This is a genomic window from Nostoc sp. DedSLP04 (assembly GCF_034530775.1).
Lineage (GTDB): Bacteria > Cyanobacteriota > Cyanobacteriia > Cyanobacteriales > Nostocaceae > Nostoc.
This window is the reverse complement of the sequence record NZ_JAVRCL010000068.1, coordinates 24,863-42,209: the sequence shown is the minus strand read 5'-3', so window position 1 is coordinate 42,209 and position 17,347 is coordinate 24,863. Positions and strand designations below refer to the sequence as shown.

The 17,347-nt window shown below is 42.3% G+C and carries 13 protein-coding genes and 1 tRNA gene; 9 read left to right on the top strand and 5 right to left on the bottom strand.

Annotated elements, in window-relative coordinates:
- A partial coding sequence (locus tag RMX89_RS28850) for a hypothetical protein (RefSeq protein ID WP_322691340.1) occupies positions 1–710 on the bottom strand: 710 nt, incomplete at its 3' end.
- A 273-nt stretch (positions 711–983) separates the two neighbouring features.
- Between RMX89_RS28850 and gor the strand changes: the two genes are divergently transcribed.
- The 3 genes from gor to RMX89_RS28835 all read left to right on the top strand — a co-directional run bounded on the left by gor (position 984) and on the right by RMX89_RS28835 (position 4,369).
- Complete coding sequence (gene gor, locus RMX89_RS28845) at positions 984–2,360, top strand: glutathione-disulfide reductase (RefSeq protein WP_322691339.1); 1,377 nt, start codon at positions 984–986, stop codon at positions 2,358–2,360.
- Positions 2,361–2,472: 112 nt separating this feature from the next.
- Complete coding sequence (locus tag RMX89_RS28840) at positions 2,473–3,108, top strand: YqiA/YcfP family alpha/beta fold hydrolase (protein WP_322691338.1); 636 nt, start codon at positions 2,473–2,475, stop codon at positions 3,106–3,108.
- A 112-nt stretch (positions 3,109–3,220) separates the two neighbouring features.
- Positions 3,221–4,369: a histidinol-phosphate transaminase gene (locus tag RMX89_RS28835; protein WP_322691343.1), complete on the top strand. Its 1,149-nt coding sequence runs from the start codon at positions 3,221–3,223 to the stop codon at positions 4,367–4,369.
- Between the two features lie 8 nt (positions 4,370–4,377).
- On the opposite strand, the gene RMX89_RS28830 is transcribed toward RMX89_RS28835, so the two are convergent.
- Positions 4,378–4,932 carry a hypothetical protein gene (locus RMX89_RS28830; protein WP_322683964.1) on the bottom strand — a complete coding sequence of 185 codons (555 nt, stop codon included), beginning with the start codon at positions 4,930–4,932 and terminating at the stop codon, positions 4,378–4,380.
- Positions 4,933–5,826: 894 nt separating this feature from the next.
- Complete coding sequence (locus RMX89_RS28825) at positions 5,827–6,462, bottom strand: GNAT family N-acetyltransferase (protein ID WP_322683987.1); 636 nt, start codon at positions 6,460–6,462, stop codon at positions 5,827–5,829.
- Positions 6,463–7,668: 1,206 nt separating this feature from the next.
- Here RMX89_RS28825 and RMX89_RS28820 point away from each other — a divergent pair.
- The 4 genes from RMX89_RS28820 to RMX89_RS28805 all read left to right on the top strand — a co-directional run bounded on the left by RMX89_RS28820 (position 7,669) and on the right by RMX89_RS28805 (position 12,734).
- Complete coding sequence (locus RMX89_RS28820) at positions 7,669–7,815, top strand: hypothetical protein (protein WP_322691337.1); 147 nt, start codon at positions 7,669–7,671, stop codon at positions 7,813–7,815.
- Positions 7,812–11,342 (top strand): response regulator, encoded by a 3,531-nt coding sequence (locus tag RMX89_RS28815; RefSeq protein ID WP_322691336.1) that lies wholly within the window; start codon positions 7,812–7,814, stop codon positions 11,340–11,342. The genes RMX89_RS28820 and RMX89_RS28815 overlap by 4 nt, the downstream gene beginning before the upstream one ends.
- Before the next feature lie 68 nt (positions 11,343–11,410).
- A complete protein-coding gene (locus RMX89_RS28810; protein WP_322691335.1) occupies positions 11,411–12,613 on the top strand; it encodes a hypothetical protein in 1,203 nt (400 codons plus the stop codon).
- A gap of 50 nt (positions 12,614–12,663) precedes the next feature.
- Positions 12,664–12,734 (top strand) — tRNA-Gly (locus RMX89_RS28805).
- A 257-nt stretch (positions 12,735–12,991) separates the two neighbouring features.
- Here RMX89_RS28805 and RMX89_RS28800 read toward each other — a convergent pair.
- Entirely contained in the window at positions 12,992–14,038 is a 1,047-nt protein-coding gene (locus tag RMX89_RS28800; protein ID WP_322675301.1) for an ABC transporter permease, read from the bottom strand.
- 106 nt (positions 14,039–14,144) lie between these two features.
- Positions 14,145–14,663 (bottom strand): adenine phosphoribosyltransferase, encoded by a 519-nt coding sequence (locus RMX89_RS28795; protein WP_322691342.1) that lies wholly within the window; start codon positions 14,661–14,663, stop codon positions 14,145–14,147.
- A 597-nt stretch (positions 14,664–15,260) separates the two neighbouring features.
- Between RMX89_RS28795 and RMX89_RS28790 the strand changes: the two genes are divergently transcribed.
- Together RMX89_RS28790 and RMX89_RS28785 are read left to right on the top strand one after the other, a co-directional pair.
- Entirely contained in the window at positions 15,261–15,887 is a 627-nt protein-coding gene (locus RMX89_RS28790) for a DUF3038 domain-containing protein (protein WP_322691334.1), read from the top strand.
- Positions 15,884–17,314: a DUF4335 domain-containing protein gene (locus RMX89_RS28785; protein ID WP_322691333.1), complete on the top strand. Its 1,431-nt coding sequence runs from the start codon at positions 15,884–15,886 to the stop codon at positions 17,312–17,314. Before RMX89_RS28790 ends, RMX89_RS28785 begins: the two co-directional genes overlap by 4 nt.
- Positions 17,315–17,347 lie beyond the last annotated feature (33 nt).

Genomic DNA, 17,347 nt, shown 5'->3' with positions numbered 1-17,347 from the left:
ACACCCGACACCCCAGCTAAGACAACACCTGTAACCTCAACAGATCCAACACCCGACACCCCAGCTAAGACAACACCTGTAACCTCAACAGATCCAACACCCGTAACTCCAACAGATCCAACGCCCGTAATACCCGTAACTCCAACACCTGTAACCTCAACAGATCCAACACCCGTAACTCCAACAGATCCAACGCCCGTAATACCCGTAACTCCAACACCTGTAACCTCAACAGATCCAACACCCGTAACTCCAACAGATCCAACGCCCGTCACTCCAACAGATCCAACACCCGTCACTCCAACACCAGTAACACCAGTAACACCAGTAACTCCAACACCAGTAACACCAGTAACTCCAACACCTGTAACTCCAACACCTGTAACTCCAACACCCGTAATACCCGTAACACCCGTAACTCCAACACCTGTAACACCAACACCCGTAACACCTGTAACACCAACACCCGTAACACCCGTCACTCCAACACCTGTAACACCTGTAACTCCAACGCCCGTAACACCCGTAACTCCAACACCCGTAACTCCAACACCCGTAACACCTGTAACTCCAACACCCGTAACACCTGTAACTCCAGCACCCGTAACACCCGTAACACCCGTAATTCCAACTGACTCTCCAAGTACATAAAAATTGCTAATGGGGGTAAAAAATGCTACGTAAAAGCCCAAGACAGTACGTTTTGTCATAATTTTGTCTAATTCCTGTGCAACTTAGCTGCTCCAATGCGGTAGCACAAACTTATACTCGATTAGGGGAAGAACTATACAACTGTTAACTACTGCCTTTGCTGCCGCCAAAGCAAAAAGTGATATTCCCTACGACCAGATAGCATCTGCTAACGCTAGATTAAATCAAGGACAGGACTTACACAGCGTTCAACGGATATTCTTATATAGTTCAATCACGTTCTGTGTGTAAGTTCCCAGGAACTCACTTGTTGCTAAAGAGAACATAAACTTATGACTTTTGATTACGACCTGTTTGTAATTGGTGCGGGTTCTGGAGGTTTGGCGGCTTCCAAACGAGCGGCTAGCTACGGCGCAAAAGTGGCGATCGCTGAATATGATTTAGTTGGTGGCACTTGTGTGATTCGCGGTTGCGTTCCCAAAAAACTCATGGTCTATGGCTCTCACTTTCCCGAACTGTTCAGTGACGCTTCAGGCTATGGCTGGAAAGTAGGTAATGCTGAGTTTGACTGGGAATATTTCATTACATCTATAGATAAGGAAGTTCGGCGACTATCGCAACTGCACATAAGCTTCTTGGAAAAAGCCGGAGTAGAACTATTTTCTGGTCGCGCCACATTGGTAGATCCTCACACCATAGAAGTTGATGGACGTAAAGTTACAGCAGACAAAATTTTAATTGCTGTTGGTGGGCGTCCCGTCAAGCCAGATTTACCAGGCATGGAACATGGCATTACCTCCGACGAAATCTTTCATTTAAAAGAACAACCAAAACACATCGTCATTATTGGCGCTGGTTATATCGGCACGGAATTTGCTTGTATTATGCGCGGTTTGGGTTCTGAGGTGACACAAATTACCAGAGGTGAAAAGATTTTAAATGGTTTTGATGAAGATGTCCGCATAGAAATTGAAGAGGGTATGACGAACCACGGAATTCGCTTGATTAAGAATAATGTGGTGAAAGCAATTGAACGTGTCCCAGAAGGGTTGAAACTGACTTTATCAGGGGATGACCAAGAATCACTAATTGCCGATGTGTTTTTAGTAGCGACCGGTCGAACCCCCAATGTAGATGGATTAGGTTTAGAAAACGCTGGGGTTGATGTTGTGGCTAGTTCTATCGAAGGCCCTGGATACCCAACCACAAGTGCGATCGCAGTCAATGAATATAGTCAAACTAGTCAACCGAATATTTTTGCTGTTGGCGATGTCACCGACCGAATCAATTTAACTCCCGTGGCTATTGGTGAAGGTCGCGCCTTTGCTGATAGTGAATTTGGGGATAACCACCGCGAGTTCAGTCACGCAACTGTTCCCACAGCCATATTTTCTACCCCAGAAGCTGCAACAGTCGGCTGGACAGAAGCCGAAGCGCGGGAAAAACTTGGTGATGCCGTCAAAATTTTTCGCACTCGCTTTCGCCCCATGTACCACAGTTTGACTGGTAAGCAAGAGAAGACAATGATGAAGTTGGTGGTTGATGGCAACACCGACAAAGTTCTAGGCGCTCACATGGTAGGTGAAAGTGCCGCTGAGATTATCCAAGGTGTAGCGATCGCACTCAAGATGGGCGCAACTAAAAAAGACTTTGATGCTACTGTGGGTATCCATCCCTCATCCGCAGAGGAATTTGTCACAATGCGCTAATAAAACTTAGGAGTGAGGAGTTGTGAGTTATGAATTATAAATGAGTCACAACAAATGATAAATCTTTATTTATCAATACTCAATAATTTTTAACTCCTAACTATTTACAACTTTGGACTACATATATCTTCACGGATTTGCTTCTAGCCCTAAATCTGCCAAAGCGCGAGATATAGGCGATCGCTTTACCCAAATTCAGACAAAGCTGAAAATTCCCGATCTCAATGCTGGCGATTTTTCCCAATTAACAATCACTCGTCAGCTCAATCAAGTTGCCGCAGAATTCAGCAATGATTCTACACCAGTAACACTCATTGGCTCAAGTTTGGGTGGTTTGACTGCTGCCCACTTGGGACAACAAAATTTACAAGTGCAACGCTTAGTTTTGCTAGCACCAGCTTTTGGGTTTTTATCACATTGGTTGCCCAAGCTAGGAGATGAAGAAGTACAGCGTTGGCAGCAAGAAAAATATATCATGGTCTACCACTATCAAGAGCAGCAATCGCTTTCCTTAAATTACGATTTCGTTACAGATGCTGCCCAATTCCAAGAAAAGTTTTTACAACGCCCTATTTCCACGCTAATTTTGCACGGAAAAAAGGATGAAGTCATCCCGATCGAAGCTAGTCGGGACTTTGCGCGCTCGCGTCCTTGGGTAGAGTTAGTTGAACTCGACAGTGACCACGCCTTAGGTAATGTTATAGAAGAAATTTGGCAGGCAATTCGCCTCTTTTGCCAATTACCTTGAAGTTGTAAAATATTAGACTCACACAGAAATAATGTCCTTAGTCATTTGTCCTTTCTTAGTTACCAATGACCAATGACTAATGACCAATGACTAATGACTAATGACTAAAACTATGCTTCCCTTCATCCGGTCAGATTTAGCCCAATTCACCGCCTATAAACCTCATCCTAGCAGCGATACAGCCAATTCTGTTGCCACACAGTTCGATCGGTTAGATACAAATGAAAGCCCCTACGATTTACCTCCTGAGTTAAAAGAGAAGCTAGCGTGGACTTATCAGCAAGTAATTGAAACAAATCGTTATCCTGATGGCGGACATGAAACACTTAAGGATGCGATCGCACAGTACGTTAATCAATCAGCCGACCTCTCATCATCCTTCTTTACTGCTGCCAATATTTCTGTTGGTAATGGTTCAGATGAACTAATCCGCTCTTTATTAATCGCCACCTGTTTAGGAGGAGAAGGGTCAATTCTCGTTGCCAATCCCACTTTCTCGATGTACGGGATTTTGGCGCAAACTTTGGGCATTCCTGTAGTGGCGGTGGGGAGAAATGAAACAAATTTTGAAATTGACATAAGCGCCGCACAGTCTGCGATCGAACAAACTCAAAATCCCCCCATTCGCGTAATTTTCGTAGTCCATCCCAATTCGCCGACTGCTAATAGCTTAACTGAGGCTGAGTTAGCGTGGTTAAGAAGCTTGCCACAGCATATTTTAGTAGTAATTGATGAAGCTTACTTTGAATTCAGTCAAACTACCCTAGTAGGTGAATTACCACAGCATCTTAATTGGGTAATATTACGCACTTTTTCTAAAGCTTTCCGATTGGCATCTCTCCGTATTGGTTATTGCGTTGCCCATCCCGAAGCGATCGCCATTTTAGAAAAAGTTCGCTTACCCTACAATCTCCCCAGTTTTTCCATAGCAGCTGCCTTAGTTGGTTTACAAAATCGTACACTCTTGCTGGAATCAATTTCCCAGATCCTGAGTGAACGAGCTAAACTCATCGAAATTTTATCCCAGCAACCGGAACTACAAATTACTCCAAGTACTGCGAACTTTATTTACCTGCGTCTTAAACCAAATGGCTTTAATTCACAAGAAGCTGCTTTAAAAACTTTCCACCAGAAACTTAAAACACTCGGCACTCTTGTACGGCACATTAGCGGAGGATTACGAATTACTGTCGGAACGATAGAAGAAAACGCCCGCACCGTTAATCGAGTAAAAACTGCTTTGGCAAATTTATCATCTTAGCAATTTACTCAGTAATTAAACCTGCTATTTAACTCACTGCCCAAACGGCGTACTACTCCCACTGTTTGTGGCAGCACACCTACTAAAAGAGCAAAAGCAACATCCGGCAAAAGAGCCACTATTTCTGGTGGAAAGTATTGTTCAAATTGATCGAGAATCTTCTGCACTCGCTGCCCAGGCAGTGGATTTTCTGTAATTTGTTTGATCAATCGAATCCACTGTCGCCTAATCAAGTAAGCCTTCTGGCGTTCTTCATTAGATTCAGGAGTTAATAAAGAAAGATTACCTATGGGCAGTGCCCTTTGGCAATCACAATCGTAATCCCCACCCACAGCAGCCCCAGGCCCAGCAAACTCTGCATGGTAGCGTTTAAAGAGTATTAATCCATTTCGCCTACGACTATTGACGATGAAAACTTCTCCACTGTGCAAACGTGTAAGGATATCCGAGCCTTGCGATTGCTCAGTTCCGTCTGACATGACAACAGAGTCAAGGAAAGTAGTTTCAGGGTAATAAGTTGATACCATAGAGGTCTGATAGCGTCGATGCTGTTCGCTATCCATGTTTTTTAAACTTTTAATGAATGTTGTTGTAGTATGCACTTCAAAACGGAACTAGCTGTTATATCAAATCAAGTTTTTGAATTCTTTTATTATCAAGACCTTTCTGGTCAATCTAACTAAAAATAACAATATATAGGCGTTGTTTCAGTAATTGAGTGATTATATTTTATGAGATATAACTAGATTTGTCTGTAAACTCTACTAATGTTTTCTTAAAGTTTTTATAAAGATGAATATATGAATTACAAAGTTATTATGAGGAAGTAAGATTTCTTTCAACGTGATTTTGCGTTATGTTCCCATTATAGTCCATTTTCATCTATATCGAATGCTTTCAAAAATTTGTTAAGCATAAATTTCAAAAGGGAATTTAACATTTTTTAATATTAAAAATATTTACCAACAAGATAATTTGTTTATAGCGACGAGGGCATTTTTCGTAAAAAGTTAAAATCAAATATTCTTCTGATAAAAAATTATCAAAAGCTTTTTACTCGCTTCGTAAATTAACAAACACGTTTAAGTTTTGATTTATTAAGACTCCTATTTGATTGCGTGAAAAAACTTAGTATAACTCAAAGAGCCTTCTTTCTCGTTAGCTCTTGCTTGCTAAATCAAGTAAATTCTGGAAATCAAAGCGGATTTATCTGGATATTTAGATAATATTGGCTAAATTTCTAATTAAACCCCGTTCATTTTAAAACCTAGAGTTATTAAAAAGAGTATATTATCTAGTCCTGGCTTGAGTTTTGAGCTTTCTCGGAGTCAAAATAATTATAGTTCTAAAGGTAGACGTGGTTTAGCTTAGTTTGTGTTTAATTACCGCTATGAGTTACAGATTTTATTGAATTAATTGGAATGGAATACAAAACTTGACAATTGCCAAAATAAAACTCAGAGAATGGAATCAGGACTCAGGCGCTTGTGCAATAACATCTGGCTTGAGCGTCTTAGAAGAAATGTATTCCAATTAGATTCGACTTTATGCACTCGATATCCCAGCTTGAAATAAAGCTGTCGTGCTTGATGGTTATTTTCTAAAACATGGAGATATAAGTCTTGAAATCCCCACTCGCGAGAGACTTTTTCACAGCTAGTAAGTAATCCTGAAGCCACACCATGTCTACGGTATTTTGGGTGAACCGCTAAATTAGATAAGTAAGGAAAACCTACACCAACCTCGCTCCATGAATCACTACTGTAGCGTACACCCATTTCCACACTTCCTACTAAGTTAGTAGCCTCACCAGTAGTAGCTTCAAGAGCAACTAAGCAAAGATGACGGGGCGCAGGTGATGCCATCCGATGCCTTAAGTCTTCGTAAATACCCAGACGTAGCAACGGAAAAGCCCATCCCCATATACCATTGTGGGAGTGAAAGCTTTCAGTAATAATTTGGGCAACACCAATCAAATCAGCAGGTGTAGCTGTACGAATTTGGAATTGGTAGGAAGCTGGATCGATTGGCTGTTGGTGGTATGGGTGAAAAAACCGATATTTCAAGGCTAGTTTAGTATTGATTTTATTCAACAAAAATTTTCTCAAATATCCTAAAACAAGATTTAAACTAAATCAGAACTTATAGAGTTGCCCAGGAGATTTAACTGAACCAATGTAGATTAAACAAATTTTACACTTTAGTTTGGAGTTTTATAACCTGCATTTTTGAAAGAGTATTAGAGGATGAATGAACAAGTATTTTTCATAACATCAAAGCCTCGAAAACCTAACCCCCCTAGCCCCCAACACTTATGAGGGAATGGCAGGGTGGTTTCATACGAAAAAAGAAAAATACATAAGTCTTGATTTCTTGTTTTGTGTCCAGGTTTTTTCCCTCACTTCCATTCCTTTCCCCCACGAGGGCAAAGGCTTTGAACCACAGTTTTAGTTTTTCTCTGCTTGTATGAAACCACCCTGCCTTCCCTACGAGGGAATGGGTGTTTCAAAGCCTCTCCCCGAAGCAAAGAGGAATGGAAGTGGGGTTTATAGTATACTTTACGACTTTTCAAACATCCTCTTAGGAGTTACAACTTCATAAATCTATTTAAACCCAGTATATTCATTGCATACCTTCTTTTAGGTAGGCAGAATATCAAACTGATTACTACAAAAACATCTCTAAAGTGATAGAGCTTTCAGCGAGTGGGCAGAGGAATAGCATAACTTATCTGTAAGCAGCATCTCCAAAATTGTTAAGTAAGTACACTATTGGCAAACTCTGGTTTCAAACTACCCTTGGTTACAGTACTGAACTTGTTTTTTGCAGTTACCGCACACTGATGCTACTTTGCTACTAAGTCCTAGAAGTAAGCTGTACAGTTACTGTGACAAGAATCTGTAAGGTTTCCTAATCCCTAATCTCTAACTCCTCAACCACTTACCACTTGTCTTAATGATAGTTCTGATTGCTAAATTAGAAAGAGGTATTTGTCTAATAGTATACTTTGGCTTTAAATCTTATTGTTTTAATTTTGCTGGCTCTACCATGACTACCATAAATAAAATTTACCTGCAAGTGTTATTACAACAACTGTGGAGGGAAAACTTAATATGCAGCTTTATCTGGATTTTTCTGCTGGCTATGAGCGCTGTATGTATTATCAGACATTGCTCACAGGAGGTGAAAAAAGATTTGGCAAGCAAGCGTCGACTCTATAACACTAAAACTGACAATGAAAGCAATTACCCTGCACCAACGCAAACGGTAATCGGCACAAGCAATTGAGACGAATTACTGTGAGTAAACGCTCATACACTCAGCAGTCATGTAGCCAAACAGCCCTATTGGTCGAAATGCTCTGCTCTTACCTGACTCAGAAAAATCCTTACCTGATCAGATTATTCTTTATCCGACTGCCGTTGCAGCAGGAAAGCGGTGCATGAAATCCCAAGCAAACAGTAAGCCTAAAATTTTGGTTGTCGATGATGAACCAGACAACCTTGACTTGCTTTACCGCACTTTTTATCGTGATTATAAGGTGCTAAGGGCAACCTCTGGCCCTGCGGCCCTCGATCTGCTGGCTCAAGAGGGAGAGATCGCGGTGATCATCTCCGATCAGCGGATGCCAATGATGAGCGGTACAGAATTTTTGAGCCTAACAGCAACTCAATATCCAGATATTATTCGGATAATTTTAACTGGCTACACCGATGTCGAAGACTTGGTGGAAGCAATCAACGCTGGTAAGGTATTTAAGTATGTCACGAAACCGTGGGAAGCGGAGGAACTCAAAGCAGTGGTACGCCAAGCTTTGGATACCCACAATGTCCTCAAAGCTAGAACCCGCGAACTTACCCGCACACTCCGTCAAGAATCGCTGCTGAATACTGTTACCAATACGATTCGCAGTGCTTTAGACTACAGACAAATTTTGCAAGCAATTGTAGATACAGTGGGTGACATGTTGGAAGTGGATGTTTGTCTGCTACGTCCCTTCCAAGATGAGCAGTTGGCGGATAAAGGGTTTATTTATCAGAAGCCTCTTTCTGAAGAAACAGAGGTGCAGGAGAGCAAAGGGGAAGTGGCAGTAAGTCTTTCCCCTCTGCCCGCTATATCCTCTGCAACTCCTCTGCCTCTTTTGGCTCAGACGGTATGGGAAACCCGCGAAGTCCAGGTGATTCACGATGCGATCGATGATGAGCGCATTCACGGTAACACTCCCGAACTGCGCGAACGGGGGCAAGCTTTTGCTGCTGCTAACATTTGTTCTAGTTTAGTTGTGCCATTGATCTGCCAACAAGAACTGATGGCAGTGCTAGCACTGCACCAGTGTTCTGTTCCTCGCTTCTGGGGTGAGGATGAGGTGCAGTTAGTGTTGATGGTAGCGGATCAGGCAGCCTTAGCTTTATCTCAAGCTTATGCTTACGAACAAGTACGTGCTCTTGCCAAGCGAGAGAGCTTGATTAATACAATTACTAGCGCGATTCGCTCTAGCTTAGATCCTCAAGATATCTTTGCGGCTATTACCCAACAATTGGGACAAGCTTTACAAGTTGATGGGTGCGTCTTGTCTTTGTGGACAGAGGAAGATGAGTTTGTTGAGTGTGTGGGTTTGTATGACAGTTTTCAACATCTAGAAAATTTAAGAGCGCCAGCCCCAGATAATAATTCAAGTAGCAATCATCATCTACCAAACCAGAGATTACCCTATTCTCAAGCATCGATCCAGGAAAATCCCATCCTCCAACAAATGCTACAGACACATGAACCTGTGGTAATTGGTAATGTAAGCCATTCTCCTTCAGATGTGCGGGGTTTTGATTTACCTTTAAAAATGCCAGCGCGATCGCTAATGTTTGTGCCATTATTGGCTGATGGTAAATGTATCGGTAGTATTACTTTGCATGAAGGTAAAAAAGTACGCCAATGGTTGCCATCTGATATCGATTTGGCCAAAGCAGTGGCAGCGCAAGCTGCGATCGCTGTGCAGCAGTCACACTTGTATCAAAAAACTCGCCAACAAGCTGAACGCTTACTAGAATTAGACAAACAAAAAACTGAATTTTTCCAAAATATTTCCCATGAGTTTCGTACACCCATCACCTTGATTCAAGGGCCTTTAGAGTCGGCGGTGGCGGCTGGTGAGGGATTATCTTACTCCCAAAGTGCGATCGCCCTGCGTAACTCCCGCCGCCTGCTGCGACTGGTAAATCAACTCCTGGATTTACAACGCCTGAATGCGGGGAGAATGCAGCCTAGCTTCCATCCCTGCGATTTAGTCGAATTTGTAAGCCAAATAGTTGAATCTTTTCGTCCTTATTGTGAGAAAAAGAGACTGCATCTCGTTACTCAGTTAGATGAGTGTTCGACGGTGTACTTGGACATGGAAAAATTTGACAAGGTGGTTTATAACCTCTTGTCAAATGCCATGAAGTTTACTCCTGAAGGTGGCACCATCAGTGTCAGACTAAAATCTGAGCGCGATCGCTGCATATTACAAGTGCAAGATACTGGAATTGGTATTGTTAAAGAACAAATTCCCCACCTATTTGAGCGCTTTCGCCAAGCTGAAGGTTCAGCAAACCGCTCCTATGAAGGCAGTGGTTTGGGTTTAGCTTTAGTTAAAGAATTAGTAGAATTACATGGTGGTCAAGTCACTGTGGAATCAGTTTATGGTGAAGGTACTACTTTTAGTTTATGGCTGGTGACTGGAAATGCTCATTTACATGCACAGCAAGTACTAGAAACGCCTACCGAACTGAATACAAATCGCGCTAGCGTAGAATTAGCTGATTTAGAACTTGTAGAGTCAACAACAGACAATATTGAAGATATTACAATAAACCTCTCCCCCAGTGTTGATATTCAAGACTCAGCACATAAGACTCAGCACTCAATTTTAGTTGTAGATGACAACCCCGATTTGCGAACCTATGTATCTGAAATTTTCCGCCGTAATGGCTATCATGTACAGACAGCTCGTAACGGTCATGAAGGGCACAGTAGAGCGAAGGAAATTCTACCCAGCTTGATTGTGACTGACTTAATGATGCCGTTGGTGAGCGGACTTGAGATGATTCAGATGATCCGCAATGAGGAGACGTTGAAAGGAACACCAATCATTCTGCTGACAGCGAAAGTAGATGAAGAAACCCGCATCGAAGGTACAGAACATGGCGCGGACGCTTATTTAGCAAAACCATTCAACGATCGGGAACTTTTGGCGGAAGTTCGCAATCTTTTAGCGTTGAAAGAAAATGAACGGCGAATTGTGGAGTTAAATACTTATCTAACAGAATCGGTGCTAAAGCGCTTTTTGCCTGCTGTATTGGTGCAAAAAGCCGCAACCGGAGACTTAACGTTAGATTTGCGCCCAGAACCACGCTTAATTACAGTTTTGTTTAGCGACATTGTGGGTTTTACACAGCTAGCCAATACTCTCAGATCCCGACGAGTTGCAGAGCTGCTAAATGAATATTTAGAAGCAATGACCAAAGTTGTCTTTAGCAATGGCGGCACTGTAGATAAATTTATGGGAGATGCTATCTTAGCTTTATATGGAGCGCCGGAAGAACTAACCCCTAACGAACAAGTGCGTCGTGCCATTAATACAGCAAGAGCAATGCACCACTCACTGGCTGACTTGAACCAGCGCTGGCGAGAGCAAGGTGTATTCGATAGCGACAAACTTACTAGCGTACAGTTCCGGTGTGGTATTCACCAAGGTACTGCTGTTGTGGGGATGTTTGGTAGCGCTGAACGCGCCGATTATACTGCTATTGGCCCAAGTGTCAATATTGCCGCAAGGTTGCAAGCTGCCGCTGTTCCCGGTACGATTCTAGTTTCTGCTGCCGTAGCAGATTATTTGCAGGAAGGAGAAATTACTAAAGGTAGTCCGCTAGAACTTAAAGGAGTAGATGAAACAGTTTTGACTTTCGCTGTTTCACCAGAGGTAATGGTTAATCGCTAAAATTTAGACTGGTATTTTAAAGCATTACCAATGAGTAAAAGTGCATAATCATATCCAGTTTATATAATATGACACCATCGGTTGCAGACAAAACTCCAATTCCAGCCAAGGTCTGGAGACGACACACCGATCCACCAGGTTTGTGGATTTTTGTCGTTGTCAGTTCAGTCTCTCTGCACTTGCTGGTGTTCTGGCTGATGCGCTCATCTAATGCATTTAGTCTGTGGTTTCCCCAGCAAAATCAATCTGCTGTTCCCGTTGAATTGATAGACATTGCTCCTAAAACAACATCAACAATTAAATCAAAATCAACAGCCAAAATAGTTTCGTCAAAGCCACTATCCTCTAGTCAAAAGTCTGTACCAGCACGTTCATCACAAACAGCACGAACTACGCCTAGAAATGAAGATATTGGCGCAATAAATGCTTCTGAAAATCTCCAGAGAAAGAGCCGAATTTACGCCTCTCAACCTAATAGCGAACCTTCTAGACAGCAGATAGTCCCCACGCCAACACCGAAACCTATAGCTAAAGCCACACCGACACCGACACCTATAGCTAAAGCCACGCCGAAACCTATAGCTAAAGCCACACCGACACCGACACCTATAGCTAAAGCCACACCGACACCTATAGCTAAAGCCACGCCGACACCTACAGTTCCAATCGGTAACTTACCCTGGAAGCGTCGTCAAGAAATTAAACTGGGAAAGGGAACGCAACTACCAACAGGTATTCCATCAAATCGACCAGTTTTAGAACCTGAAAATAGAGAAACTCCAGCGCCTTCGACTGGAGAAACTCCAGCGCCTTCGACTGGAGAAACTCCAGCAACTTCAACTAGAGAAACTCCAGCAACTTCGACTGGAGGAGCATCGGTAGCAATAGTAGCTCCCTTATCTAGAGATCAAGTGATTAGCTTGATACAATCAAAAGGATTCCGACAAGATGCTTTACCCGATGTTATCGCTTTATACAAGGGAAGCAACACGAAACAATTAGACCCAAGTTTTCTTGTCTCCAATTCGGAACTCGAACCAGCACAACTTTTGGCTAGCTTGATAATCGATCAGAATGGCAACTTTCAACAGGCTGTAGTTCTAGAAATAGAACCAGCAAAACTGCAAAGTGAAAAAAGTACATACGAGCAAGTCTTGAGGGAAGTTTTCAAAACAGAAAACTTTCTTGCTGCCCACAATAACGATGGCACAAAACCAGAATTGAGCAATTTGTATGTCAGGATCAAAATGCAACCCGCAAATTCCAACTAAATGCTTGAATTTTTACAAAAACTGTGTTAAAGTTATAAAGTTGGAAATTTGCGGGCGTAGTTTAGTGGTAAAACTATAGCCTTCCAAGCTATTAATGCGGGTTCGATTCCCGCCGCCCGCTTAGAAAAAACTTTTAAATACACGAGTGCAAAAACCTAAGTCTAAATCTTAGTAAAATAATTAGTGAAACAGCAATTCACAATTTTTTGCAGCGTACAGAAATAGCTTGAAACTGAGAGTAGCCAAATTATAGGATGAGGAATAAGCAACACTTTCTTCAACAACATCCGCACTCTGGCTATCTTTTTGTTGTTTGATAGTTGATAGGACTCTGGAAAACGCCCAATAAGTTTTGATTTTTGAATTTTAGAATTGTTGCTAATTAAGATTTTCTAGGCGAATGCGTGGATCGGCTGCTTTGAGCATCAAGTCGGCGATTAAATTGCCAACAATCAGCAATACTGCGCCCATAACCAAGCTTGCCATTAATAAATATAAATCTTGAGCTTGTAAAGCCTGTAAAGCCAATCTTCCTAAACCAGGCCAGTTGAAGAAAAATTCGGCGATGAAGGCACCATTTAATAAACCAGCTAATTCAAAACCTAATAAAGTAATTAAGGGATTTATAGCGTTGCGCAGTGCATGAACATAGATGACGCGGTTTTCTGGTAAACCTTTGGCACGAGCCGTTTGGATGTAATCTTGACGCAGGACATCTAATAATTCGCCGCGAGTGATGCGTTGCAAACCCGCAAAACTAGTAATTGAGAGTGCGATGGTGGGTAAAATCATGTGCCAACCGATATCTAAGATTCTGCCAAACCACGACAGTTCTGAGTGATTGATGCTAGTCATGCTACCCACTGGAAAAAATGGTGAGGTGATTTGGGCTAAAACCAGCAGCGCTAAAGCAGTGATGAAACTAGGAAAGCCTTGTCCTGCGTAACTAATCACTTGTAAAATCCGGTCTGCTGGCCTATTTTGTTTGACAGCGGCAAAGATCCCTAAAGGGATGGCGATCGCCCATGTGACAATTAAAGATGCGATCGCTAATAGCAAAGTCGCTGGTACTCGTTCCCACAACAGCGATGCCACTGAACGTTGATAAATAAAACTCGTGCCAAAATCCCCTTTGGTCAAGATTCGCCATAGCCACAGCCCAAATTGCTCTGGCCAAGACTTATCTAGACCAAACTGCCGTTTGATTTCCTCAATTCTTTCAGGAGATATCTTCGGATTTTGCCGCAGCGTATCTACATAATCACCGGGAGCGAGTTGAATGATGAAAAACGACAACGCTGACGCCAACAACAAAGTTAGCAGTGCCTGCAATAGTCGCTTTGCCACATAAACAAAAGTTTCGCTCGTGACTAGCCTGATTAGCCAATCCCGACCTGTCTCCAAGGAAATTTTCGTAGATGTCATTTATATTTTGTCCTTTGTCTTTTGTCATTTGTCATTTGTCCTTTGTCCTTCGTCATTTGTCTGTTGTTTTTCTACTGACTAATGACTAATGACCAATGATTAATGACTAATATTCAATTAAAGAGATAATCGGCACGTCCGGTAAATGTGTACGCCCTTGTAAATCCCGTAGCTCGATAATAAACCCAAATCCTACTAGTTCGCAGCCAATTTTCTGCACCAATTTAGCTGTGGCACTCGCTGTCCCACCTGTGGCAATCAAGTCGTCGACAATCAAAACTCGGCTACCTTGGTGTAAAGCGTCTTGATGCACTTCTAGGCAATCTGTACCATACTCTAGTTGATATTCAATTGAGTGAACGGCTGCTGGTAACTTCCCTTTTTTGCGGATGGGAATAAAACCAGCTCCTAATTTATAAGCTAGAGGCGAACCAAAAATGAATCCTCTCGACTCCATACCAATGACATAATCAGCTGTTATTTCAGCTTCATTGCATTTTTGTGCTAAAAAGTCAATAGTATAGCGCAGTCCCTCTGGGTCGCGCAGTAACGTAGTAATATCCCGAAATAAAATTCCGGGTTTCGGGAAATCTGGAATGTTACGAACGAGAGACTTTAAATCCATAAAATAGGGATTAGGGAATGGGGCATGGGGCATAGGGCATGGAGAGTGGGGAAGTGAGGGAGCAAGGGAAGCAGGGGAAGAAGAACTATTGATTATTGACAAATGCCCAATGTTCAATGCCCCTCAAGAATACTGAGTTCCGAGTTTCGAGTGCTGAGTGGGGGGGAGGGGAGAATAACTCTTAACTTTTAACTCAGCACTCAGCACGAGCTAAACGCCCCGCTATCGCTAACAGCACTTAGCACTCAACACTGTTTTGCCCAATGCCCAATGCCCAATTTCAGATACCTGAAAAATCGTACACTATAATGTCATACGCTGGGGGTCAAGTGGGGATAAAGGCTGAAGCTTCGCTCTTCATTGACGATAATTAGAATCTAAACCAAGCTATAAAAGGTATTTCACTAAGAAATGAGGTGAATTTAGTTATGTTTTAAAATTTTGATTTCAATATAGGGAAAACTTTGAGTAGAAAGAGTTAGGTAATGTATATATCAGGTAGTCATGCTACTGCCACAAGTCTAAGGCTTAAGTCTTGGCTACCGATCTTAAATTTGTTTTATCTAGTCTGTTGGAACCGCACAAGGTATTTATAGAATGAATGTTTCAGCAAGTTTAACGCCGTTCAACAGTCCAACCCAAGACTCACTGCCGATGATTCTGGACACTTTACCAGATCCTGCGATCGCTTCCAAAACGTGTCCTCGGAGAACCAGGCTGCAAATTGACCTGATTTTACTGGCAATTGAAGCTTTAGAACTTGGTGGTTCGGAAGCAATCCTGGCTTTTGCTCAAGAGTTGGATCTTAAAGGAATTGTTAAAGACAGGGTGAATTTATGGCGGATGCGTAGCTCTAACCCGCTACGAAGAGCGCACATACGCCGTCCCTTAACTATTATGGAAGCAAAAGCTTTGGTGGTCATTGCTTGCTATATAGCACGGCGTTTAACTGTTGTCATCCGTCAGTTATTAATGATATGTCAACAAATGGAAGAAAAACAGATTCCATTAGAACAGAATTTGCGGCTATCTAATTATTTAGAGCGGTTTAAAGCGCATTTTAAAAGCCGGATGAATGCTCGACGTTCTGGTGTACTAGCATTAACTTCTGATGAAAAATTAGATGCGCTAGCAATAAATTTGTTAGGACAATTACTATTTTGTACTGGTACTGCTGGAATGCAGCGGTTCTGGATTAGTCTTTTTGACGGTGAAGTGGAATGAATATTCAACGTAAGTACAGTCTACCTAATTGTACTCTTCTTTTAGAAGGGTTAAGTGATGTCACTAGGGCTGCACAGTTTCAGGAAATGCGCCCAGAATTATCAATATTGGTAAATGCAGAATGCTATTTATCTGGTTACAATCAACCTTTAACGGGAGGGCGAGAATTTTTTGAAAGTTTGGTGAGGGCTGTTAGTGGTTATGCTCAAGAATTTCTGAGTACTGTACCCAATCCGCAAGCACACAACCAGGAATCGGAGCTAGTAGAGTTTCAAAAAATTGACGGCAACCGCCACAGGTTAATCATACATTCAGAGAATGCTCCAGAGGGGTTCGATCGCTCTAATAATTCTAAACGTCCGCCGATTGAAATAGATTTGAATACGGTACAGTTGTTTGATTTAGTAGAAGCAGTGGATCAGTTTTTTGCTGATACTCAGACTTTACCAGAATTATCTCTAGAACTACAACCAGTTACTAGACGCTATGGCGGTGCTAGTCAGGCTGTAATCAGGCAGGCTGTTCCTGCTGCCATAGGAGTATCAAGTTTAGCAGTAGCAGCGATCGCATTTAACTTGATTCCACCTCCCCAAATTCGTCCACCGCAGCCTAAACCAGATGAACAAACTAGCTCTACAACAAAGAGCCTTAATCCTCCAGCATCAGCAGCTGCAACACCCATCGCAGCTGCAACACCGACGACACCACCCACAGCCGATCAAAAGCCAGTAGTTAAAGATTTAGAAGCACTTTTAAATACAGTTCCAGAAATTACCGATCCATCCCAGTTGCGTGCATTGAATCGTCAAGTGTATAACCAAGTTCATCCAGCTTGGACTAAGCGTTCAGGATTGCAACAGGATTTAATCTATCGTTTAGGTGTAGCTGCGGATGGAGCGATCGTTGGTTATAAAGCGGTGAATAAAGAGGCCAATCAAGAAGTCGGGCAAACTCCTCTGCCTAACCTACTTTATAATCCTGCTAACCGCGCTCCCATTTCTAATGAACCAATCGCCCAATTCCGAATAGTGTTTACTACAAATGGTGTGCTGCAAGTTAGCCCTTGGCGAGGATATGCTAAGACACCAGAGGTAGTCGGTGCTAAAATTACTGACTCTAATATCACTAAAGGTTTAAATCAAAAGCTTTATAATACAGTTCGTCAAACCTGGAGTGGCACCCCCACCTTTACGCGAGATTTAAAATATCGAGTAGCAGTCAACAAAGATGGTGTAATTGCTGACTATGAACCACTCAATCAAGTCGCATTTGATTATTTCCGAGAAACACCTCTTCCTAAGATGTTTAACGACATCTATGGTTCTAATGTAGCTCCTCCCAATGACAAAGAACCTCTAGCCCACTTTCAAGTGATATTCAAGCCTAACGGCAAGCTTGAAGTCACTCCTTGGAAGGGATATCAGTAATTGGGTATGGGGCATGCCCAATGCCCAATGCCC